The sequence below is a fragment of the Runella sp. R0.1_18 genome, from assembly GCF_057652155.1.
The window spans coordinates 18,320-40,621 of the sequence record NZ_JBYFCK010000009.1; the positions used below are offsets into that span (position 1 = coordinate 18,320).

Consider the following 22,302-nt stretch of genomic DNA (forward strand, 5'->3'; position numbering starts at 1 on the left):
GCTTAAAAGCGGGTCGGGGTTGAGGAAAAATTAGGTTTTGGTAGCCGTTGGGTGGTGCGTTACTATTTTTTTGGTGGTTGAGCTAGGGTGGGTTGTAATTGGCCGAGGTGTTTGATGAAGGCGGGATATAGATCGGCAATCGTCTGGCCGCGCTTACGGCGGCGGTACATTTTTGATAATTCTTCGTTAAACAAAACGCTGGCGTGAAAACCTCGGGTAGCATTTTGCTTGGCCCACGCTAGGCTCACTTTCTCGGCAACGGTAGGGAAGAAACGTTGCACGTACAAATCGTATATGCCCCACGTCATGTATTCGTTGAAGGTGGCTAGGCTGTCGGTTTCGTAGCCGCTGCCTTTGTCCCAGACCTGATTGGAAAAGTTTGCTTTAATCAGGTTTTGGTACTTAGTAGAAAGCGGATTGACAAAGGCGTGGTCAAGCTCGGTAAACAACATGTGTGTTCCCGACGCAATCTCTTCTTCGCTCGCCGCTTGCACGGTCTTGCCCGACAAGATAAAGTCGGGAAGGGTGATAAAATCGGTGCCTACGCCCTGCACCACGCGGTGGCAGTTCATCCGCCCAACGAGCGGCGAGAACACAATCGCGTACGACGTCAAATGGGGTTGTTTGCCCAGTTCGTCCTCTAAAAATTGCCGCATTTCGGGGTAGCGTTGTGATGCCAAATACGATGACGCAATGCCCTCAAAATACGGAAGGTGGCGTTGGTAAAACGCCCGAAAATGACTGGTTTTGGCAAAATCTTCGATGAGTGCGAGCTGTTCCTCAAACGGATTAAACCCTTCATTGGCCGAAAACGGCATCGTACGCACTAGCCGATTGTTGGCGTCGAAGGCAAAAGCGTACGAATCGGTGCGGAAACTGAGGTAGTTTTCCCATTCTTTGCGCGAATAGTTGACTTTCGCCAATAAGGGATGCTGGCTGTAAGGGTCAAAATACTGCCGCACTTCGCGGTAGTAATCCGAGCTGTGCCATACCTCCCAAGGGTCGGTTTTGCCGTAGTCGGTCAGGGCCAAAATGATGTTGGCCAACTCGTAGGTTTCCGACAAGCGAACGGGCGAATTGGCCTGCGAAAAGAAGGGAAAGTAGCCAAAAAAGAGCATAGCAAAGGTGGCTGATAATTTTTTCATCAGAGTCAATGGTTACAAATGGACAGAATGTATTTGGAGAAAATCTATAAATGAAGTGCTTTTTTGATGGCGTCTTTTTTGCCGCGCGAAATGGGTACCTGCGCACCGTTGGTCAGCAGCAGCACGTCGCCCACGTCTTTTTTCCAGCTTTTGATGAACGTTTTATTGACCAAATGTGACTGGTGGCAGCGCAAAAACCCGTGACTACTCAGCAGGTCGTCGTATTCGTAAATCGGTTTGCTCACCACCAAGGCCGAGCCGTCGGTCAGGAAGAATGTGGTGTAATTGTTGGACGACTCGCAGCGGATGATTTCACTGGTTTTAACAAACCGCGTCTCTTGCCAACTAGACAGGGCAATTTGCAGCTCTTCTTGCTGCGACTGCGCTTTCAGCCACCGCATCAAATGCCCAATCTGTTGGTTTTGAACCTTCAGCGCGCGCTGTTTGGTCGCGCCTTCGACGGCGTTTTGTAACTCACTAATAGCGACGGGTTTGAGTAGATAATCCACCGCCGAAAACCGCATGGCTTGAATGGCGTACTGGTCGTAGGCCGTCACAAAAATGACTTCAAAGTCGTATTCGGCAAGGCTGCGAAGGAGCTCAAAACCGTTTTGTTCAGGCATTTGGATGTCCAAAAAAAGCAGGTCGGGTTGGTGCTTACTCAGGGCTTTTTTTCCTTCTTCGGCGTTCAAAGCCACGGCACACACCTCCACGCTGGGGCAATACGTGGCTAAAAGCGAACGTAGGTTGCTAAGGTTGTGGGGTTCGTCGTCAATCAGAATCGCTTTCATACAAACCAATGGTTAAAGGTGAGCGTCACGCGTGTGCCCGACGCGGGCGAGGAGTCAATGGCCAGCGTAATCGGTTGTTCGGGGTGCAGTTGGTTCAACAACGTAATGCGTTCTTGCGTCAGTTTTAACCCAAATCCAGGGTACGTTTCTTGGAGAACAAAGCCTTTACCGTTGTCTTGCAGGGTCAGCACGAGTGCTTCCTCCTGTTGCTGAAGCCTTACCTCGATGTGCCCACGTTGCTGTCCACCCGCGACGCCGTGTTTGACGGCATTTTCCAACAGCGGCTGCCAAAGCAACGACGGCACGTTGGTCGAATATACATCCAGCGCTTTCGGTACGTCGATGTGGTAGCGAAACCCAAACCGAAGTTGTTCGAGCTTGAGGTAGGTGTCCATGCTTTGGAGTTCGTGTTGAAGCGGAATCGCTTCTTTGCTGCTGTTGGTCAAGGTTTCGCGCATCAAACGTGCAAAATCCGACAAGTATTCGTTGGCGCCTTGCACGTCGTGGCGGTTGATTAGCCCCTGAATCGAACTGAGTGCGTTGAAAATAAAGTGAGGATTGAGCTGGGCATGAATGGCTTTCAGTTCGAGTTGGAGTTTTTGTTTGGTTGCCATTTCTTGCTGGGTTTTTCGCCGCTGCCGAACCAACAAGTAACCAAACACGCCCAACCCCGCGAGCAAGACCCCAAGACCGACGACAATCAGCGCAAACCAAAACGTTTGGTACCAATGGGGCTCTATCTCAAAGTGATACTCGGCCAGGTGCTGAGGCTGAACAGTATAGCGAATCTGAATGGTGTAATGCCCAGGCGAAAAATCTTTGAGCCAAATGAAGCTGTTGTCATACTCATTGTTTTGCCAAGGACGAATCAGCGTTCCGTCGCGTAGCAATTGGTATTGAATCTGGTTTTTGGTATAAATGTCGGCATTTAGGGTAAAAATCAAATTACGATTGTTGGCGGGTAATTGCAGCTTGTCCAACGAGTAGGTAGGGGAGCGGCGCGCGGGTGATTGCGCCCAAGGGTACTGGAGTTTTTGGAGGAAAATGTCTAAGTTTTCGGAGGTATAAACCCCTGCCACCGTGGGACGAATTGACTCCCACGCCAGCAGGCTAGTGGCTACGATGCCAGCCTTGCCTTTCTTCCGAACGTCAACGATAATCATGCTCCCCAAGCGGGTAACGTACCCTCCCAAATAGGCCATTGGGGGCAGGGTTGAGCTTTTTACCACGGCTTCATCGGCAAATTGCGTAATGGCACTCCACGGTACTAGCACCCGTTGGCTAGGGTAGTCGGTGACGCGAAACTCGTAGTCTTGGGCATTTTTGGGATGAACACCGTGGAGAAAAAAGTGCCCTTTGTCGCTGCTAAACGTGGTGCGGGCGACGATTCCCGACGGGCGATTTTTGCGGAAATCAGCGTCTTTTTCCAACGTCCTAAAATGCTCGCTGTGTTCCCGAATTGCCCAAAAGGAGTTGTTGGTTTTGGGAATGGTTAAAATCAAAGCAACCGTTTCGGGTTTGTCCAACGCGCCCGTCAGGTAGCTCTGCGAATAATCTCCCCAAGTGATTTGGGCAAAAAGCGGGGAGGAGCCCAACAACAAGAGAATCAGCAAGCGCATTGTTTTCATGGCGGCGGTTTTGATAGGTCAAATATCTGCCGTTTTTTTTACAAACAAGTACGCGATGTGAATTTGGTGCCGTTGGCTGTGAATGTGGTAGAAAAGCGGGGGTTCAACTCACTTTTTGCCGTGTAATTTGATAAAACGGACCAACTCTTCCGCAATCGAGCGCTGCGCCTCGGTGGAAAGATGCACCCCGTCGGTCGTTTTTGTTTCAAACCCTACCAAAAGCGAAGAATAAGTATCCAAAAAGAGCAAGTGTCGTTCGGTGGCTAGTTGCTGTAAGAACTGATTCAAACGCTGCACACATTCGTTCCCGCCGTCGTATTTGGCGATTGCCTTGGCCGCGTCAATGGGCGGTGGGGTTATCAAAATGATCTTGGTTTTCTGCGGAGCGTACAGTTTGCTGCTTTGCAGTTTGTCTAACAGAGCCTGGTAATTCTTTTTCACCGTTTCAAAATCTGCCGCAAAAATGGCTTTGCAGTCGTTGGTACCCAGCGCAATGGCAATGTAGTCGAAGGATTCTTGATAGTTTTTGGCCAAAGCCATTTGTACCAACGAATCGAGGTTGCGCAAGGTATTTAGCTTGGGATTGTCGAGGTTATTGAACCCAACGGTATTGCCCGAAATCGAGTAATTGACGATGTTACTAAACGGCAAGCTACCCACCAACTGATTCACCCAGCTCATAGGCGCTTGTTCGTTGGAGGCGCCAATCGCTAGTAACCGAACCGACGTAGGATCGGGTTTTTGTCCCTGTACAGGAATCAGAGGTAAGGCTACTTGGGTCAATTGTTCGTGCGTTCCGTCAAAAATTCGGAGGGTGACGTTGTTTGATTTTTTCTGCACGTACAGTTTTCGTCCTTCCAAAAACGGCCCCGAAACGTGGGGAAGCTGACGCTGACTTAGGAGAGTAATGGTTTCTTGATCTGTTACTTTGTCCTCGTTGCGTTGGGCAAGTTTATTATAAAACCGAATGGACTGCGTAATGGGTACCGAGCCCGTGTACCCGTCGTTGACACCCGTGTAGATAAACAATTCGCTGGGGCGGTTTTTGATAGTATCAAACAGCGGCGAGCGGCTCCGCATTTCTGCTAGGTTGGGAACTCCGTCGGCGGAGGTACTTTTTACAATTTGCCCCGCGTAGGCAAGGTTGCGGCGGGACGTTTCGTGGTACCAACTTTCGAGGTCGGAAATAGGTACCCACGCCGAAAAAGATTTGATAGGTAGTTTTAAACGGTTGTAACACAGCAGAGTAGCGTATCCGCCGCCCGATACTCCTACGATATGCACTTCGTTGGGGTCGATGCGTTGGGTGTGGAGCAAATGCCGAATAATGTCCTCAATGTCGCTGATAACCAATTGACTACCCGTGGCTTCTTTGCGATTATTAGGCCCCCTAAAATCAGGATGAACGTAGTAATATCCCTTTTCCACCACCTTAAAAACCAACGGGTCAAATTGTATGTAATCACCGCTCCACGTATGTAAACTCACGATTAAGGGTCGCTTTTCGGAAGGGTTGGACGGGGCAAAAAAAAGTGCTTTTTGCTCTGTCCCGTCCACGCTACTTTTTACCGAAATCTCGTGGATTCCTTCGGGCCATTTTTTCTTTTGCGTGTCATCCCAAGCCGTTTGGGCGGTTACGTTCAGACAAAACGTTAATAAAAAAATAGAACTCAAAAATAGCTTCATTCTACGGGAGGCGTTCAAATGATTAACGATTGGGGGCGGCGGTATTTCTTCGATTTTCCCGAAGCACTTTTCGTTGTTGTAAATCGTAGCGTTGGCCACTGCTCAACAAAATGAAAGAGCCGTTGGAGGCAGTGTGGTCTTCGTTGTCGTTGACCACGTGAGGAGCACCTTTTCCGATAATCGTCTGGTAGTCATAGACGGCCACGTACGATTTTCCAATGACTTCAAAGGTGTCTTTTTGGACCAAAACGGCGGTTGATTCGTCCAACCCAAGACCAATTAAATCGGGGGATTGGCGGATAAAATCGACTAAATCAAACTGCCGATTGCGACGAAGTAAGTGCTGATCGATGGCCGAATTTTTCAGAAAACCGAGTCCTTGGGTATGATCACCGACCAAAATGTGAGGGCCTTTGGTATCGCCGCGCCACAAAAATGACCCTTGAATACTCGCCCCTGCGGAGGTGCCCGCAATCACCCCGCCGCGCTCTAGTACTTCGTTGAAGGCTTGGTGGGTGAGGGTATTGAGGTACGAATCTGCAATGCGCCATTGGCGACCACCCACAAAAAACACGCCCGTCGCTTGACGAAGCGAAGCCACAAACGCTTCGCTGTTGGCTTCGGTGAGGCGTTTGGTGTGCAAGAGCGTCACTTGCGCCGCACCCGTTTGTTTTTTTACCAGTTCCACGTGCGACGGACTCAAGGCCGCCGAATCGCCCGCCGCCGCCGTCACCACCACAAGTTTGGCTTTTTCTTTTCCCCCTGCCAGTTCGATGAATTTAGCCCAAATTTCGGGCGGAATCGTCCCGCCGCCAATGATGAGCAACGAGCCTTTTTCGGGGCCGTGGCGGGTAACGGTTTTTTCGTTGATGGTAATGGGCGTCTGAGCGACTAATGTAAACGTGAGGCAGCAGGCCAGTAGAGCAGATAAAAGGCGTTTCATTGGGAGATAGTTAGGTTGAAAATGTCTTTAAGGGCTTGTTTTGCAGCATGATACCCGCTCATGCCGTGCACTCCGCCCCCTGGAGGAGTAGAGGCAGAACAAAGATACAAGCCTTTTGTTGAAGTTCGGTAGGGCGACCAACGCAACGCAGGGCGCGTAAAAAGTTGGTCTAATGTCACCGCCCCGCCGTTGATGTCACCCCCAATGTAGTTGGGGTTATATTCTTCTAATTGAGCCGTATGAAACGTATTTTTTGCCAAAATTCGTTCTCGAAACCCTGGTGCAAACCGTTCAATTTGGTTCTCAATCGCCTCGGTCATGTCTTTGGTCGAACCGTTCGGGACGTGGCAATACCCCCAGAGCGTATGTTTTCCTTCGGGCGCGCGGGTTTTGTCAAACAAACTTTGTTGCGCCAGTAAGACAAAGGGCTTTTCGGGGTGTTCTCCTTTCCAAGTGGCTCGTTCAGAAGCGGTTATTTCTTGAATGGTATTTCCCAAATGAAGGGTTCCTGCCAATCGCGCATCCCTCGACGTGAACGGCACAGGGCCATCCAGCGCCCAATCCACTTTGAAGACACCCATGCCATATCGGTACTTTTCGAGTTGCCAACGGTAAAGCGATGAAAACGTATGACCAGCGATTTGCAGGAGTTGGCGCGGGGTGGTATCAAACAAAATCGCCTTCGACGAGGGTAACTGTGCCAAAGAGGACACCTGAAAATTTTTCTCCACTTTTCCACCCAAAGCCTCAAAATATGCACCGAGTGCATTCGCAATTTGTTGGCTTCCTCCCTTAGGAATGGGCCAGCCGCCGAGGTGAGCGGCAGTCATCAGTACCAGGCCAATGGCTGACGTCGTGGGTTTTTCAAGCGGTAAAATCGAATGCGCAGCCATTCCTGCCCAAAGCGCTTGGGCGGCAGGGGTTCGGAATTTGTTTGCTAACCAAGTGGCTGGTTGCAGGGCGGAAAGCCCAAATTGCGCCAATTCAATGGGGTTTTCGGGAAAGCGCAACGGCCCCAAAATGGCAGGTATGAGCCTGTCCCACTGTTGTTTAAGAGGTTGAATCAACTGTTTGTACACCGTTTCGTCACTTCCCAACAACGCCGCTGTTTCTTCCAAGTGCCGAGTAAGTACGGCCGACGTTCCGTTGTCGAACGGATGGGCGGCAGCGATGGGAGCGTGCACAAATTCAAGCCCATGATGTTGAAGCGGCAACGACTTAAAAAAAGGCGAAGCCAATGCCATCGGATGAATGGCCGAGCAGATGTCGTGATGAAAGCCTGGCAAGGTAAGTTCGGCGGTGCGCATTCCGCCCCCAAGGGTAGCTTTTGCTTCTACCAATAACACCGAAAGCCCTGCCTGCTGGAGGGTAATGGCGGCCGCAAGCCCGTTGGGCCCCGAACCTACTACGATGGCGTCAAAGTCTGTGTGTGGCATTAAAGAGGCGTTTGGTTAACATGTATTAAATTTTGCAATGCGGGCTTTAGTGCTACAAACGTAAATTCGAAGCCGTTTTCTTTTAGTCGTTTAGAAATAACTCTTCTTCCCTTCAAAAGCAGCTCGGGTTCTGTTCCAACTATTTTGCCACCTATTTTAATCAACCAGGTTGGAAGTGGAAGGGCGACAGGAATGCGGAGAACAGTTCGTAAATCAGCGAGAAAATCCTCGTTTTTGACGGGTTCAGGAGAAGCAGCATTGTATATACCTTCTGCTTCTTTCTTCTCAATGCTCCAGTGAATGAGGCGGATAAAATCGTGCTCATGAATCCACGTGATGTATTGTTGCCCAGAACCGATACTTTTCCCAAAACCTGATTTCACCAAATAAATAAACGGCTGAAGTAAGCCTTGGCCTTTTTGAAAAACGAGCCCCATCCGCAAGAGAACCTTCCGAGTATTAGGAGTGGTACAACTAAAAAATGCTGACTCCCACTGTTTACAAACTTCCGCAGGAAAACCATCGCCCGTGGCCGAGGTCTCATCTTTAAATACGTTTCCTCCGTCCCCAAAAATAGCAGCAGAGCCCGCATTTATCCAGACTTCTGGCGCTTTTTTTTGAGAAGCAATGGCTTTGCCAAGGACTAGAGTTGACTCAATCCGCGATTGAATTATTTCTTTCTTGTTAAAGTCAGTGTAACGACAATTTACGGATTTGCCTACCAGGTTGATAACAGCGGCACTCCCTTCCAGTTCGTGTACCCAGTCTCCTGCGGTTTTTGCATCCCAAACTACAAAACGTACACGATCAGTAGCGGGGAGTATTTTACGAGTAAGAACTACGATTTCTACTTCGTGGGGCGAAAAAGACTGAATGATTGATTTCCCAAGGCAGCCTGTACCACCCGCAATGACCACTTTTTTCTTCATTACTCTATGTTTAGAAAAGAGGAAACTGACTGTTCATAGTCAATTTCCTCTTTTTGGTGAAGTGCTCAAATAGACGTTTAAACTATTCTAAAACTCACGCACTCCTTTGCGCCCTTCCACCAGTGGGTATTTTTTAGGGTTTCGCTCTAGCACTACGTAAATAGAATCTTTAAATTCATTCGTCCCGTTTAAAATGATTTTATCGGGAGTCGAATGGGTATAGTGCAGTACTTGCGTCTCAGTAGCGTGGTTTTTGTTTTTGTTTTGCAAGTATAAAACGTGATTGACAGTATCAGCTTTGTAAAAGAAGTAGCGTCGTTCTCCCGACATTCCCCCCACTTCCCAGCGTGTCACCCCAAGGTCGCGGTTTTTGTTTTGCTTGCCGAGTCGGTCAGAGTCTTGCGTATTGACTTGGTTAAGCTTGGTATTTGTTTTGTCACCTTTGACACGCAACGGCGAATAACCAATCATACGATCCACAACGGCTCCTCGGTTAGTTCGATAGCTCAAAGACGACCAAGCTTCCAGCGTGGCGTCTTGCCAGCGCAGCGAATCAAACGGCGTGTAGGGGAGGGGTTTGTTGTTCAACCGATATTCTGTTACGTTGTAGTATCCTTGGGTGCCAGTCAAGCCTGGAGTGCTCGGTATGTTGTAGTTGTTGCCAAAGAAAAATCCGTAGGCCCACATAGCCGCAGCAACTGGGACGAACAAGGTATTGAAGAAAAGCTTCAAGCCTGTGCGTAAGTTGCGTTGCCATTTTTCAGGAAAAGTAGGGTAGTAGCGATAGGGTTGAATGTCTTGCTCGTTGACGAGTAAGTTCCAAATTTTAGGCAAGTCGTACCACGCAATAAACGTTCCGATAAGGGCAAAGTAGGCAGCAGGTACAGCCACGCCAGCGTCATAGGCATGGTTGGCGATACAAATGTTAAAAGTAACAACCGCAGCTAAGGCAGCTCCCAATACCGCCGTTTTACGGTGTAAGAGTAACAGCCCAGGGATAATTTCTGCAAACCCAAGAAAAACGGTGTAATTAAACGACACGCCAACGTGTGACCAATAGAGTTTTTTCTCCGCCATATCGACAAAGGGAGTGTTCAACATCCCGATGGTAGGATAGACCATCTGCATAGGAAAAGCTTTTTTTAATCCCCAGCCTACCATGCCATAGGCCAAGCGATACCTGGCCAAAACTCGTACCCAGTAATAAAGTTTACTGTAGTTTTTTGATTTTTTATCGACAAAAGTCCAAAGGACACCCCCAACTACCGCTACGACAAAAACTAGGAATAAGTTGATGTAATTAAATAGTCCAAAAACTCCTTCTTCGGATTCGATGAGTATGAATTGAGGCGGCCAAAAAGCAACAACACTCTGGAAGTCATGGTAGGTGATTTTGGAAAATTTTAATCCAAAAAGGTGTTTGTAAAAATTGGAATACGTCGGAATACACAGTAAAAAAAAGTAAACAAACGCAATTCTGAACGCTATCTTTTGAAGATTAGTCCATTCAAAAGAGGGCGTTGAAGTGGTCGGTACGTCGGGAGATGCGCTATAATTTTGCTGCGCTTCTTCTACTTGTTCTATGCTATTTTCTGCCGTTGACATATCAATGAGTCGATTAAAAGGTGAATAAACGGAGGAGATATTTAGATTTTTACAGGGCGTCGGCGTCCTTCAAACATTAAGAATTTCTTGTTGATTTTAGACAGCGCTACGCGGATGGAATCCTGATTTTCGTTGGTACCTGTGAGAAGCAAAGTAGAGTCAGCAGCCCAACGGTAGGTTAAAACCATTTTCTCGTTTCGGTGATTGCGATTTTTGTTTTGGAGATACAGGGTGTTGGTGAGTGTATCTACTTGGTAATGGAAATAATGGCGACCAGCAAAACCCGCAATTTCGTAGTTACGATCAATATCTTCTGGATGGTATCCTTCACCATTGGTTAAATCGATTTTTACGGGTCGATTTACTTTAATCGATAGCGTGGACCATCGTTCAAATACAACATCTTGCCAACGCTGAGGGTCGGTTTTTGAGTAAGCCAATGTATCATTATTGACGGCAAAATCTTGCACATTGTAGTACCCGTAAGATCCTTTCAAGCCAGGGGTTTTAGGGTATTTGTAGGGGTCGTTTGCCCAACTTTGGTACGTTTTAAAGGCATACAAAACCACAAACGAGTAAAACAAAGTACGCCCAGCGATGCGTAAGCGATGCAGGGTAGGCGCTGTAAATTGTGGAATAAAACGATTGGCGCGTGCGGTTTTTTCTTCAATCAAAAGCTGGTAAAGCCGAGGTATATCGTAGGCAAACAGAAATGCGGAAAGGAGTACGATGAGGGTACTCAATGTTTGTTCTCCAATATCGTAAAACCCATTGGCTACGGCTACATTTCCCAAAAAACCAATGATAAGACCCACGCCGAAGGTAACAGTACGGCGGTTGAAAATCAGGAAAGCCGCGATGATTTCAACAAAACCAAGAAACGATTCGTACTTTGGAGCAATGCCGACGGTTTGGAAATAAATTTTCCACGCGTAAAAATCACCATAATTGGTCAACAAATTACTCAACGATGGATAGGGCATTTGCAAGGGAAAAAGTTTGAAAAAACCATATGCAATCAAGACAATGGCCAGTCGGAAACGAACGAGTACCCTCAGCCAGTAATACAACGTTGTGTATTCTTTTCGGGGGTGGTCAACTCGCCCCCAAACGTAAGCTCCCACGCCAGCAATCAGCGCAGCAATACCCCAATTATAAAAACTTTTAACCCCCAAAAGCGGTACCCCGTTTTCTTCTAATGGAATAAACTGAGGTTGGTATTTTGTGAGTGTTAGCAAATCATAAAAATGCAAGTCGCTCCAATCAATCGAAAAGACCAATTGGTAGTATTTCCAATCAAGCGGGACGATTAAAATGACTAGAAAGAGGGCAAAGAAACGGAACAGCACTTTTTCCCATTCTTTCCATGGTTGGAAAGAAACGTCAGGGTTAGCAACCGACAATAAGTGGTCTGCTAAGGTTGGGTTGGAAGTAGTTTTGCTCATCAGGATATTGATTTTAGTAAGGAAGTATCAAGCGAAAAGAATAAGAATTAGTAACCAGGATTTTGTTCTAACACTGGGTTCGTAGAAATTTCGTTGGCTGGAATTGGAAAGATGTATTTGTTGGCATCGGCGAGTTTTAGAACTGCGGAAGCGCGGCCTGTTCTTACCAAGTCAAACCAACGATGCGGCTCTAACGCAAACTCTATACGTCGCTCATTTTCTATGTCAAGTAAAATCGCCTCTTTGGTGGTTGCGGTGCTGTTGGATATTTCCGAACGGCTTTTTACTTGGTTGAGGTCGCTAAGTGCTCCTTCAATGTCGGGCGTAGATTTATTTAACCTCGCCTCCGCTCGGTTCAGATACAATTCGGCGGTGCGAATCACATAGTTTGCCGACGTATTGGTGGGAAAAATGCTACCAATAAACTGATTAGACGCGTTTAGCTTAGAGAGAATTTTTCTGCCTCCACCTACTTTGGGGTCGTTTAACAGTGCGTGTAGCGTCGCAGTGGGCGAAAGCTGACGGTTGCCCTGCCAAAGTGTAAAACCTGGGTTTTGATTGTTGATGGTATAGGTAAGCTCAAAAACAGATTCGGTGGTACCACTTGCCAAATTGAACGGTTTTATCAAGCGATAACTGGTGTTTGCTAGGATTAAATTTAAGTCTTTTTCCGCATCATCGTAGCGTTTTAGGTAGAGGTGCAAACGGGCGCGAAGTGCATACACCGTGAATTTAGTGGCTCGATTACGGACAATCGTCGAAGGCAACAAGGCTTCGGCTTTTGTAAGGTCATCCAGCACTTGGGCATAGACTTGGGCTTGCGTACTTTTTTTGACCCCCAGTTTGTCGGCAACGGATTTGGTGGGTGTTAGAAACAACTGAACCCCTCCGTACAACCGCGCTAAGTCAAAATAGGACAACGCACGAATGAAGTAAGCTTCCCCTAAAAACTGATTTTTTAGCTCCGTAGTCAATTTTACGTCATTAACCAGCGGGACTTTCTCTAAGATGTGATTGGTTCGATTGATCGTATTATAGTTGTTGTTCCAATAAGTTTGAAGAAAGGGTATATCAGAACGTAAATTGTAATTTGTAACCGATAGGTCAGTCAAACCTACGTTGACCGAAACGATGTCGGCGCCAGATTGTAAAATTGTATTTTGAAACCCACCGCTGTAGTTGAGGTTGGCAAGTCCACGGTAAGCACCCCTTACGGCCGTTTCAGCGGAGGTTTTATCAAAGATGGTTTGTTCGTCCGAAACTTGGTCAAGTGGCTGAACCTCCAGAAAGTTTTTGCAAGATTGAAGACTAACCCCAGTGCAAAGAAATAGGATGACAATAAATTTCTTCATTTGAATAAAAGTTACTTTGGTGGAAATAATTAAAAAGAAATACTCGCTCCCACTTGAATACCAACAGGTTGAGGAGGGGTAGCTGTGTCTAAGCCTTGACGGTTTTGTAAGGCACTACCAGAAGACTCGGGGTCGGCGCCTGTGTATTTGGTGAAAATCCAGAGGTTGGTGCCTTGGGCAAACAAGCGAACTTTTTCAGCTTTGATGGCTCTCGCAACGCGCGTAGGAAATGAATAGCCAATGCTCAACGATTTCACCCGCAAAAACGAGCCATCCTCCAAAAAGCGACTGTTTTGCTCAATTGTATAATTATTGCCAAAAAAAGTAAGTCGAGGAACATCAGTAACATCGCCAGGTTTTTGCCAACGATTTAGCTGACTTTTCAAGATCGAACGAGAAGCATCTCTCGTACCGCCACCTTCCAGAATGAAGCGGTTGAAATTATATACTTTATTGCCGTACTGAAAAGTAAGGAGTAGGTTTAGGTCAAAACCTTTGTAAGAGATACGGTTGGTTAGCCCACCAAAAAAGTCAGGAATTAAGTTTCCTAAAAGTTGACGGTCAGCGGCGGTAAGTTTTCCGTCTTTATCCACATCGTCAAAAACAGCATTTCCTGTCTCTGAGTCCACGTAGAGTTGTTTGTACAACCAATAAGAGCCCAGTGCCGCCCCTTCTTGTGTACGAATGTATTCGCGTGCTTCAAAAGTAATAGGGCTAACGAGCTTTTCGGCACGGTTAACATTTCGGGCGATATTGAATGTGGTACTCCATTCCCAACCCGAACGCTTGATATTGGTTGAAGTAACGGCGAGCTCAATCCCTTTATTACTTACCTCACCTCCGTTGGAGAGTACACTTGCATAACCAGTACTACCAGGAATAGGTACGTAGAGTAGGGCGTCGGTAGTGTATTTGTAATAGGCATTTAGGTCAACAAACAGGCGGTCTTTGAAAAGCCCTAAATCAACCCCAACGTTGTACGTGGCAGTTTTTTCCCATTTCAAATCGGGGTTAGCCAACTGTGACGGAGCGGTTCCTGATTTATCACCACTTGTGAGGTTGTCGGGGTATTGGGCTGTTCCATTCCAAAGACCAAGAGCAGCAAAATCACTGATTCCGTTTTGGTTACCTGCTGTACCTGCACTGACCCGAAGTTTTAAATCCGAAATGACGTCCACGTTGCGCAAAAATGCTTCTTGCTTCACTCTCCACGCAGCTCCAATGCCTGGGAAATAGCCCCAACGATTATTGGCTCCAAACTTAGAAGAGGCATCTGCTCGGAATGTGCCCTCAAGAAAATAGCGGTTGTCAAAGTTGTAAGTTAGGCGACCAAAGAAAGAAGCTAAAGTTGATTTCGAAGCACTTTGGGCCGATGTTCTATTAGACGCAGCTGAAATTTGCTGAAAAGAGTTATTAGGGAAACCAAAACCAGTGGCTGAAAGCACTTTTAGATTGGTAGCTTGAATTGTGTTCCCAATCAGAGCAGAGAAATTGTGATTTTTTCCAAATGTTTTTTTGTACGCCAGTGTTTGCTCATTAACAAATACGCTAAAGTTGGTGTTGACTTCATTTTTGTATCCACCAGGATTGAGCACGCCTCCAATTTGAGTTTGATCGTTAAAAAACTCTTGTTCATTGTATAGGTTGTAATCTAATCCGAAGGAAGTCTTGAACTTTAGATTAGGAAGTACATTCACTTCTACAAATTGATTTCCTAAATACCTCAAACTTGTAGTTGAAATATTAGCCGTATTTATGTCAATTAAATTGTCAATACTTTCATAAATAGAGCCTCTTGAAAAAGTGCCGTCAGCATACGTAAAGGGAAAATACGTTGGGTGATGCAGGGCCGATAATAAATGTCCTGCTTCTTGTCCAGCCCCTCCACGAACTTGCTGACGAAACGAACGATACACGCCATTGCTTGAACCAAACGTTACATTTTCGTGGAGCTTTGTATCGAAGTTAAACTTGAAACTTGCCCTTTCAAAGGAAGCTGGTCGTAAGATGGCTTCTTGTTTGGTATAACCCGCTCCCAAATAATAACGAATGCTTTTTCCACCGCCTCTGATACTAAAATCATAATTCTTGATCTGGGCAGTACGAAAAACTTTGGATAGACGGTCATAGGTTTGCTGGTCTTCGGGATTACCTCGTAAAGTTGTCGAGAAAGGGTCTGCAATTCCTTTGGCATTTGGTTGGAATGGACGGGTCGCAAACGAGTATCTGGTTTGAGCAGGATTCTCAATGCCCGAGTTGGTGTAAGCTTCGTTCACCAGCATTGCATGTTCGGGGCCAGTAGTGAGCTCCCACATGCGAGTTGGGTCAGCCCATTGTACACCTTGAGATACGTTGAGGTCATATTTGGTTTTGGGCGCTTCATAATTACCCCTTTTGGTCGTTATCAAAACCACACCATTGGCTCCTCGTGACCCGTAAATAGCCACGGCACTCGCATCTTTCAGAATTTCAATACTTTCAATGTCGGATGGATTGAAGTCTGCTAACGGAGAGGTAAATTTGCTACCGAGGTTTATGGTTGATAGTGTATTATTATTCGCAAATACCCCGTCGATAACGTAAAGTGGGTCATTACTTGAGTTGATAGACCCCGTTCCCCGCACTTGTACGCGAACGCCCTCACCAGGCATCCCAGAAAAGGTATTTACTTGTACACCAGCCGCTTGTCCTTGTAGTTGGGCGTCAAAACTTGCAACAGGTGTTGTCTGGGTTTCTTTAGGGTTAATCTTGGCAATGCTGCTTATCAAACTCTTTTTTTCTTGGGTTCCGTAACCAACCACTACGATTTCACCGAGTTGACGTGCATCGGGTGCTAATTCAATGACAATGGTGTTTTTATCAACTACAATTTCTTGTGAAGTATAACCGATAAAGCTGGAAACAAGGGTAAAAGGTAATTTTTGGCCCGTTTTTAAGTAAAACTTACCTTCAACGTCGGTGATGGAACCGTTGGTTGTACCTTTTATTAGGACGGATGCACCGATGAGGGGCTCCTGCGTAGTTTTATCGACAATTTTACCTGACAGCGTGGCATTAATGGTCGGTGTGTTTTGGGAAAAAGCAAGTCCGTAAACTAGCGTGAAAAATAATAAAAGTAATTGTTTTTTTTTCATTACTTTGCGAGGGTTAAATTAAACAATAAGGTAATAGTGACTGTCAAACAGTCATTAAGAATCATAGCCAATGAGCCTTAAAAAATTTAGCTTGTGCCAGGGTAGTTGCCGCTACTCTGGCACGTTTTGTTTATTGGGTGATTTAAAAATGGTTCTTCAAAATTTATTTTGGATTAAAGACTATCGAATAGATATAGAATTTTTTGTAATTTTTTCGTTATTTCTTTTTCTATTTATATTGTCTCATTTGAATGATTTCCTACAAGCTGTATTTGCTCGTCAATCACTAACCATCGGTTGACTCGTTAGTGTATTTTTCTTAATAAATTGAAGAAACAAGTTTGGGTTTGACCAGAAGCTTGCTATCATTGGTATAGAAGCTGCTGATTGGTTTATTGTGGGCACAAAGTTGAAAAGCCTGTTTCATATAAACAAGCTTTAAATATAATATTTTTTATAATTATTACCCTAAAATCCATCTATTTATAGTAAATAAATTAGACTATATGTAAAGTGTATTGATGTAAAATCTTCTAAATGTATTATTTATTCTTGTTTTGAGCGTATTATAAGGGTAAAATGGTATTATTTGAAGGGTAGCAGCGGCTAAATAGCTTGGTTAGACTAAAAAATAAAAGCGTAAACTCCTAATAATCAATAGACTAATCAAAATTTTGTTTTTTAATTTTTTTTGAAAAATAGTTGGAAAATTGTTTTTTTATTTCTCACCTTTGCAACCACAATCACTGAGCGAAGTGATATACCATTTGGCTATTTATTCAATTATGCTAACTTTTGCTCTTCACTTCCTAGTGAAGCTTTTTAGAAAAAAGAGCGCTCAGCAAAATTCATCGAATTTTTTTTAACAATTAATCGTAAAAACACGCATTCTCGTTTACATAAAATATCTATAATGTATATAGGAATAATTATTTATTAAACTTAAACTAGGAAACACCATGAAAAAAGTACCAGTTGTTGTCGCCTCATTTATGTTGTTTGGAGGCGTTTCGCAAGCGCGTCCATCGAAAAAAGAAAGCTCGTATGCTGTTGATACCCGAAATAGTAAATTGGTTTGGGTGGGCAAAAAAGTGACGGGAGAACACACGGGTTTTGTTCCTATCACCAATGGAAGCCTCGTGTGGGCAGACAACAAGCTCAAAGGGGGAAACTTTGACATTGACGTTAAAAACTTAACCGTAACAGACATTACCGATGCCTCTTACAACGAAAAGTTGGTGGGGCACCTTAAAAATGACGACTTTTTTGCCGTGGCAAAATACCCCAAAGCAAGTTTTGTGATCTCCTCGGTGACGCCCAAAGGTGCGAACAACTACGAAATCGTGGGCAAACTTACCATTAAGGGCATTACGCAAGAAGTTAGGTTTCCAGCCGTGGTAAAAGCTGAGAAATCGCTCCTTACTGCCCAAGCTAAGATTAAGGTGGACCGTACTAAGTTTGATATTCGCTATCGGTCGAGCAACTTCTTTGAAAACTTGGGCGATAAAGCCATCGAAAACGATTTTACGCTTGACGTGAACTTGGTAGCGAATGCTTCGTCGGTAACAAAACTTTAATGAGGCTGTCTCAAAAGTAGCAGGTCACAAAATATTCTTTGGGTTCAACCTCACCCCCTAAATCCCCCTCTCCTTTCTGGAGAGGGGGACTTTGAAAGCCCTTCTCCTGCCAGGAGAAGGGTTGGGATGAGGTTGAACACAGGCCGAAGATAATTTGGTGATACTAGGCTTTTGAGACAACCTCAATAATTCAAAAAATTAGTCTGTATGTATATTTAAGGTGGGTTAGTTATTTCAAATAACCGTCGGGGACTTACCCCGACGGAGTATTTTCTGAACTATTATGACTAAAGAACTTCATCTAATCATCATCAACTAATCAAACCAATTTTCTTACCTAACCTACGTCGAGAAAGAGTCGGAAGTAAAAACCCGACTCTAACATTCCAATCATCAGACACCATGAAAATATACTTTGATAATGCAGCAACTACCCCCATCGACCGTGAGGTGCTAGGGGTATTGATGCCCTATTTGACCACTTTTTACGGCAACCCATCCTCCAGTCATGGATTTGGGCGGCAAGCGCGGGAAGCCATTGAAACAAGTAGAGCCCAAATTGGGAAATTACTTAATACGCCTTCTGAGGCTATTTATTTTACATCGGGCGCTACAGAGGCTTTGAATTGGGTGATTACCGCAGCGGTGAATGCTTACAAACTTCGGCACGTCATCACAAGTCCCACTGAGCACAAAGCCGTGCTGCAACCCCTTCGTTGGCTTCAGAAAGAGCACAAAATCCAGCTACACTATGTGGAGCTAGATGACAAAGGGCAGATAGATTTAGGCCATTTGCAACAATTATTAAAAGATTTTCCGCATTCGTTGGTGGCGTTGATGCACGGCAATAATGAAATCGGAAACCTTCATGATTTGGAATTTATTGGCCGTCTGTGTCAAGCCGCTGGAGCGCTTTTTTTATCAGATACCACCCAGACAATTGGTAAGTATTCGTTTGACTTACAGCGTCTTCCTGTTGATTTTTTAGTTGGGTCGGGGCACAAGTTTCACGCTCAAAAAGGGGTGGGTTTTGTGTATGTTTCACCCAAGCGTAAGATAAAACCTTTGTTACACGGCGGAGGGCAGGAGCGCTCGCTCCGTTCGGGAACGGAAAATGTAGCCGCCATCGTCGGCATCGGGAAAGCCCTTGAAGTAGCCTACCATGACTTGGAAGCGCATGAAAAGAGTATTCGTTTTGTCAAAAATCGCCTGATTAAACAACTCGAAAATTTGGGAATTGGCTGTACGTTTAACGGTGAGAGTGCTTCTTCGGAAAATAGCCTTTATACGTTACTCAATGTCGCGTTTCCTGCCTTAAAATCAGGAGAGTCTTTGCTGAGTTACTTGGATTTGTACGGCATTGCTGCCTCGGGGGGAAGTGCGTGTTCTAATCTTCAAGCCACTGATTCCCACGTGTTGACGGCGCTTCAGGCCGCGCCCGAAGCCCAACATATCCGTTTTTCGTTTAGTAAATACAATACGCCTGGCGAAGTGGATTATGTCACCCAAAGCTTGAACGAGATTTACGAAAACGACCGCCGAACTTTCCATCCAAAACGCTTACGAAACGATTTGAATGAACGATTTTTTGAACCCTTAAACGTATTATATCGTCATGTCACTAAAATTTGAAACCTTACAATTACACGCAGGCCAGACCGCCGACCCTACCACCAACGCGCGGGCCGTACCTATTTATCAAACCACTTCGTACGTTTTTAATAATGCCGAACACGGAGCTAATTTGTTTGCTCTCAAAGAGTTTGGTAATATTTATACCCGTATTATGAACCCTACCCACGATGTGTTTGAAAAACGTATCGCAGCTTTGGAGGGTGGGGTGGCTGCCCTTGCTACGGCTTCGGGACATGCGGCGCAGTTTTTGGCAATTAATAACATTACGACGGTTGGCGATAACTTCGTCACTACGTCGTTTTTGTACGGCGGGACGTACAATCAATTTAAAAATTCTTTCAAAAACCTTGGGGTGGAAGCTCGCTTTGTGGATGGTGATAATGTGGATGCCTTCGAGCGGCTGATTGACGAAAAAACCAAGTTTTTGTACTTAGAAACGATTGGAAATCCAGGCTTTAATGTTCCAGATTTTGAGGCTTTTGCCAAACTTGCCGATAAATATGACTTGCCGATTATTGTGGATAATACGTTTGGTGCGGGTGGAGCTATTGCACAACCTATCAAGTACGGAGCGCACGTAGTCGTATCGTCGGCTACGAAATGGATTGGTGGCCACGGAACTACCATGGGTGGGGTCATTGTCGATGCTGGAACGTACAATTGGGGAAATGGTAAATACCCGCAGTTTACGGATCCTTCGCCAAGTTATCACGGACTGGTTCTCAACGATGTTTTTGGGGTTGGTGGTCCTTTTGGGAACATTCAATTTATCATTCGAGCACGGGTAGAGGGCTTACGTGATTGGGGGCCTGCTCAGTCGCCGTTTAACTCGTTTTTATTACTTCAGGGGCTCGAAACGCTGACATTGCGCGTAGAACGTATCGGTGAAAATGCCCTCGCTTTGGCGCAGTGGCTTCAAAACCAGCCGCAAGTAGAGAGCGTAAATTACCTCGGTTTGGAGGAAAATCCTTACCATGAACTGGCGAAAAAGTACTTTACGCGAGGGTTTGGAGGGGTACTTTCGTTTAAATTAAAAGGTGGCCGCGAGCAGGCCGAAAAGTTTGTCAACAGTTTGAAATTAATTAGCCACTTAGCCAACGTAGGTGATGCCAAAACGCTGATTATTCATCCCGCTTCTACGACCCATTCGCAGTTGTCGGCCGAAGAACAGCGCACGGCGGGTGTTGATCCTAATCTGTTGCGTATTTCGGTAGGTATCGAACATATCGACGATATCAAAGAGGATATAAGTCAAGCACTTAGTCTAGGGTAACTTTTTTATTGAGTCTTTTTCATAGCCCTATATAGGGAGATTGAAAGGGAATTTGGGAAATGAGTCGATTTGGGGTAATCGTTTGAATTATCCCAAATTTTATTTTCCAAAGGATATTCCTCAAACTGAATCAGCGGAACGGTCTGACTATCGTCTGACCGTTAATTACGCTAAATCGGTCAGACGATAGTCAGACCGATTTAGCGTATAAACTAACTAAAATAAAATTGTATAGAATTGGTGGGTTGAATAAAGCAAAAATCCCCGAAGCGTTGCTTCAGGGATTTTTTTATTGAAGGCAAGAAAAGTAGGCTACTCTAATCCTATTTTGCGCCACACTGGCAACAGCCAATCATACACATAGCAACCTGCGCAAATACCCGCCAAGGATTCAAGTGCGGCAAAAAAAGCCAAGACTCCCGCCACCCAAATCGTTGAAATACCTAGTACTTGTAAAACGATGATTGTAAGTTTATTTGCCTCCCGCTGCGGCCGTTGATTTGGCAGCTTCCGTGGCAAGCAGTTGATTCACATCAGCGTTAAACTCTTTCACAAATTCTTCGTAGTAAGCGCCTGTGGCAGGGCCTGTATAACCCGTGTGAATTTTGGTGACTTTGCCTGAACGATCAATGTAAATGGTTGTTGGAAAAGATAAAACCTCACTGAGTTCGGGCAGCACCGAAGAAGCGTATTTTTTGTCGGCTACGCCCGCAAAAAGTAGGTCATATTCGATACCAAACCTGTTTTTAAGGGCTTCCAAGCGCGTTTTGGCAAAGGCAGGGTCGTTTTTACGTTCGAAAGATAACCCAATGATTTCAACACCTCTCGTGCGGTTGGCTTTGTACCAAGGGGCCAAAAACTGGGCTTCGTCCACGCAGTTGGGGCACCAGCTTCCTAGTACCGTTACAATCACGGCTTTGCCTTGGTATTTAGGGTCTTTGAGCGACACCGTTTTTCCCGTAAACGCATCAGGAAAAGCAAAATGAAGGGTGGAAGCTCCTTCTTTGAGGGTGGTCAAGTGGTAGGCATCAGGAAGGGCAGCTTTTTCATTGCGCACGCCTTTAATGGTTTGATTACCTCGGAAACCAATAAATTCCCCCGTTAGCTCATTTCCCGAAACTTTCCCTCTGATAAGGGTAGGGTTAGAACCACTAAAAGCGGAAAGAAAGAACTCTTCTCCTTTCACCGTGCCTTCTAAATAGCGAAAATCGCCCGTGGTGGTCAGAAAGGTACCTGTTAGTTTGCTTCCAACTTGGTTAAACACCCCCACCACCTGACGGGCGTTGCCTTTATCATCGCCGATGGTCACGTCCCATTTGCCTTTTAAGCTGACATTGGCTACGGGAGTGACTTCAAAGAAACGGTGTTTTTTCCCAAACTCGGCTTTAAACGGAATGCCTGAATCAGTAGCACTTCGTTTAAATGCCCCCGAAAGCTGCGTTGGGGAGTCAATTTTGGCGGCTAAGACGGCGTCGTAAACTTCCACGGGAAAGAAAAGAGAATCTCCTTTTTGGGTAACACCTTTCAGTTCAAACCGTTCGGTTCCGTTGAGTAGGTAGGCGGTTTGGCCTTTCAGTTCAAAATTAAAAGGAGCTTCTTGCCCCGCTGGAAAGGCAAATGTACCTCGCCAATGGCCTTGTTGGGGAGCAACTTGCGCTTGGGCAAGACTTGCACCAAAGAGGGCGGTAATCATTGTGAGCTTTTTCATACAATTCTGCTGGTT

At 45.6% G+C, this 22,302-nt stretch carries 16 protein-coding genes; 3 read left to right on the top strand and 13 right to left on the bottom strand.

What is annotated here, in order from left to right; all coding sequences use genetic code 11:
• Nucleotides 1-62 precede the first annotated feature (62 nt).
• The 11 genes from AC23P2_RS16585 to AC23P2_RS16635 form a co-directional block, all read right to left on the bottom strand.
• Entirely contained in the window at nucleotides 63-1,145 is a 1,083-nt protein-coding gene (locus AC23P2_RS16585; RefSeq protein ID WP_487774234.1) for a hypothetical protein, read from the bottom strand.
• Nucleotides 1,146-1,189: 44 nt separating this feature from the next.
• A complete protein-coding gene (locus AC23P2_RS16590; protein ID WP_487774235.1) occupies nucleotides 1,190-1,936 on the bottom strand; it encodes a LytR/AlgR family response regulator transcription factor in 747 nt (248 codons plus the stop codon).
• A complete protein-coding gene (locus AC23P2_RS16595) occupies nucleotides 1,933-3,564 on the bottom strand; it encodes a sensor histidine kinase (RefSeq protein ID WP_487774236.1) in 1,632 nt (543 codons plus the stop codon). Before AC23P2_RS16595 ends, AC23P2_RS16590 begins: the two co-directional genes overlap by 4 nt.
• A 108-nt stretch (nucleotides 3,565-3,672) precedes the next feature.
• Complete coding sequence (locus tag AC23P2_RS16600) at nucleotides 3,673-5,250, bottom strand: SGNH/GDSL hydrolase family protein (protein WP_487774237.1); 1,578 nt, start codon at nucleotides 5,248-5,250, stop codon at nucleotides 3,673-3,675.
• 22 nt (nucleotides 5,251-5,272) lie between these two features.
• Complete coding sequence (locus AC23P2_RS16605; RefSeq protein WP_487774238.1) at nucleotides 5,273-6,193, bottom strand: cyanophycinase; 921 nt, start codon at nucleotides 6,191-6,193, stop codon at nucleotides 5,273-5,275.
• Entirely contained in the window at nucleotides 6,190-7,629 is a 1,440-nt protein-coding gene (locus AC23P2_RS16610; protein ID WP_487774239.1) for a phytoene desaturase family protein, read from the bottom strand. Before AC23P2_RS16610 ends, AC23P2_RS16605 begins: the two co-directional genes overlap by 4 nt.
• Nucleotides 7,629-8,558, bottom strand: a complete 930-nt coding sequence (locus AC23P2_RS16615) for a TIGR01777 family oxidoreductase (RefSeq protein ID WP_487774240.1) — start codon at nucleotides 8,556-8,558, stop codon at nucleotides 7,629-7,631. Before AC23P2_RS16615 ends, AC23P2_RS16610 begins: the two co-directional genes overlap by 1 nt.
• 87 nt (nucleotides 8,559-8,645) lie before the next feature.
• Nucleotides 8,646-10,163 carry a hypothetical protein gene (locus tag AC23P2_RS16620; RefSeq protein ID WP_487774241.1) on the bottom strand — a complete coding sequence of 506 codons (1,518 nt, stop codon included), beginning with the start codon at nucleotides 10,161-10,163 and terminating at the stop codon, nucleotides 8,646-8,648.
• 41 nt (nucleotides 10,164-10,204) lie between these two features.
• Complete coding sequence (locus tag AC23P2_RS16625) at nucleotides 10,205-11,608, bottom strand: DoxX family protein (protein ID WP_487774242.1); 1,404 nt, start codon at nucleotides 11,606-11,608, stop codon at nucleotides 10,205-10,207.
• A 47-nt stretch (nucleotides 11,609-11,655) separates the two neighbouring features.
• Nucleotides 11,656-12,960: a RagB/SusD family nutrient uptake outer membrane protein gene (locus AC23P2_RS16630; protein ID WP_487774243.1), complete on the bottom strand. Its 1,305-nt coding sequence runs from the start codon at nucleotides 12,958-12,960 to the stop codon at nucleotides 11,656-11,658.
• Nucleotides 12,961-12,989: 29 nt separating this feature from the next.
• Nucleotides 12,990-16,094 (bottom strand): SusC/RagA family TonB-linked outer membrane protein, encoded by a 3,105-nt coding sequence (locus AC23P2_RS16635; protein WP_487774244.1) that lies wholly within the window; start codon nucleotides 16,092-16,094, stop codon nucleotides 12,990-12,992.
• 959 nt (nucleotides 16,095-17,053) lie between these two features.
• Here AC23P2_RS16635 and AC23P2_RS16640 point away from each other — a divergent pair.
• The 3 genes from AC23P2_RS16640 to AC23P2_RS16650 all read left to right on the top strand — a co-directional run bounded on the left by AC23P2_RS16640 (nucleotide 17,054) and on the right by AC23P2_RS16650 (nucleotide 20,579).
• Nucleotides 17,054-17,671, top strand: coding sequence for a YceI family protein (locus tag AC23P2_RS16640; protein ID WP_487774245.1), 618 nt, complete (start codon nucleotides 17,054-17,056; stop codon nucleotides 17,669-17,671).
• A 402-nt stretch (nucleotides 17,672-18,073) separates the two neighbouring features.
• On the top strand, nucleotides 18,074-19,303 hold the full coding sequence (locus tag AC23P2_RS16645; RefSeq protein ID WP_487774246.1) for a cysteine desulfurase family protein: 1,230 nt from the start codon (nucleotides 18,074-18,076) through the stop codon (nucleotides 19,301-19,303).
• On the top strand, nucleotides 19,287-20,579 hold the full coding sequence (locus AC23P2_RS16650; protein WP_487774247.1) for an O-acetylhomoserine aminocarboxypropyltransferase/cysteine synthase family protein: 1,293 nt from the start codon (nucleotides 19,287-19,289) through the stop codon (nucleotides 20,577-20,579). Before AC23P2_RS16645 ends, AC23P2_RS16650 begins: the two co-directional genes overlap by 17 nt.
• A 312-nt stretch (nucleotides 20,580-20,891) precedes the next feature.
• On the opposite strand, the gene AC23P2_RS16655 is transcribed toward AC23P2_RS16650, so the two are convergent.
• Together AC23P2_RS16655 and AC23P2_RS16660 are read right to left on the bottom strand one after the other, a co-directional pair.
• Nucleotides 20,892-21,098, bottom strand: coding sequence for a DUF4395 family protein (locus tag AC23P2_RS16655; protein WP_487774248.1), 207 nt, complete (start codon nucleotides 21,096-21,098; stop codon nucleotides 20,892-20,894).
• Nucleotides 21,052-22,287, bottom strand: coding sequence for a peroxiredoxin family protein (locus tag AC23P2_RS16660; RefSeq protein ID WP_487774249.1), 1,236 nt, complete (start codon nucleotides 22,285-22,287; stop codon nucleotides 21,052-21,054). Before AC23P2_RS16660 ends, AC23P2_RS16655 begins: the two co-directional genes overlap by 47 nt.
• Nucleotides 22,288-22,302 lie beyond the last annotated feature (15 nt).

Coding starts and splice junctions, on each gene's coding strand:
- AC23P2_RS16605 (WP_487774238.1), bottom strand. CDS start 6,193: ATGAAACGCCTTTTATCTGCTCTACTGGCCTGCTGCCTCACGTTTACA.
- AC23P2_RS16625 (WP_487774242.1), bottom strand. CDS start 11,608: ATGAGCAAAACTACTTCCAACCCAACCTTAGCAGACCACTTATTGTCG.
- AC23P2_RS16640 (WP_487774245.1), top strand. CDS start 17,054: ATGAAAAAAGTACCAGTTGTTGTCGCCTCATTTATGTTGTTTGGAGGC.
- AC23P2_RS16585 (WP_487774234.1), bottom strand. CDS start 1,145: ATGAAAAAATTATCAGCCACCTTTGCTATGCTCTTTTTTGGCTACTTT.
- AC23P2_RS16610 (WP_487774239.1), bottom strand. CDS start 7,629: ATGCCACACACAGACTTTGACGCCATCGTAGTAGGTTCGGGGCCCAAC.
- AC23P2_RS16590 (WP_487774235.1), bottom strand. CDS start 1,936: ATGAAAGCGATTCTGATTGACGACGAACCCCACAACCTTAGCAACCTA.
- AC23P2_RS16600 (WP_487774237.1), bottom strand. CDS start 5,250: ATGAAGCTATTTTTGAGTTCTATTTTTTTATTAACGTTTTGTCTGAAC.
- AC23P2_RS16645 (WP_487774246.1), top strand. CDS start 18,074: ATGAAAATATACTTTGATAATGCAGCAACTACCCCCATCGACCGTGAG.
- AC23P2_RS16630 (WP_487774243.1), bottom strand. CDS start 12,960: ATGAAGAAATTTATTGTCATCCTATTTCTTTGCACTGGGGTTAGTCTT.
- AC23P2_RS16595 (WP_487774236.1), bottom strand. CDS start 3,564: ATGAAAACAATGCGCTTGCTGATTCTCTTGTTGTTGGGCTCCTCCCCG.
- AC23P2_RS16660 (WP_487774249.1), bottom strand. CDS start 22,287: ATGAAAAAGCTCACAATGATTACCGCCCTCTTTGGTGCAAGTCTTGCC.
- AC23P2_RS16620 (WP_487774241.1), bottom strand. CDS start 10,163: ATGTCAACGGCAGAAAATAGCATAGAACAAGTAGAAGAAGCGCAGCAA.
- AC23P2_RS16615 (WP_487774240.1), bottom strand. CDS start 8,558: ATGAAGAAAAAAGTGGTCATTGCGGGTGGTACAGGCTGCCTTGGGAAA.
- AC23P2_RS16635 (WP_487774244.1), bottom strand. CDS start 16,094: ATGAAAAAAAAACAATTACTTTTATTATTTTTCACGCTAGTTTACGGA.
- AC23P2_RS16650 (WP_487774247.1), top strand. CDS start 19,287: ATGTCACTAAAATTTGAAACCTTACAATTACACGCAGGCCAGACCGCC.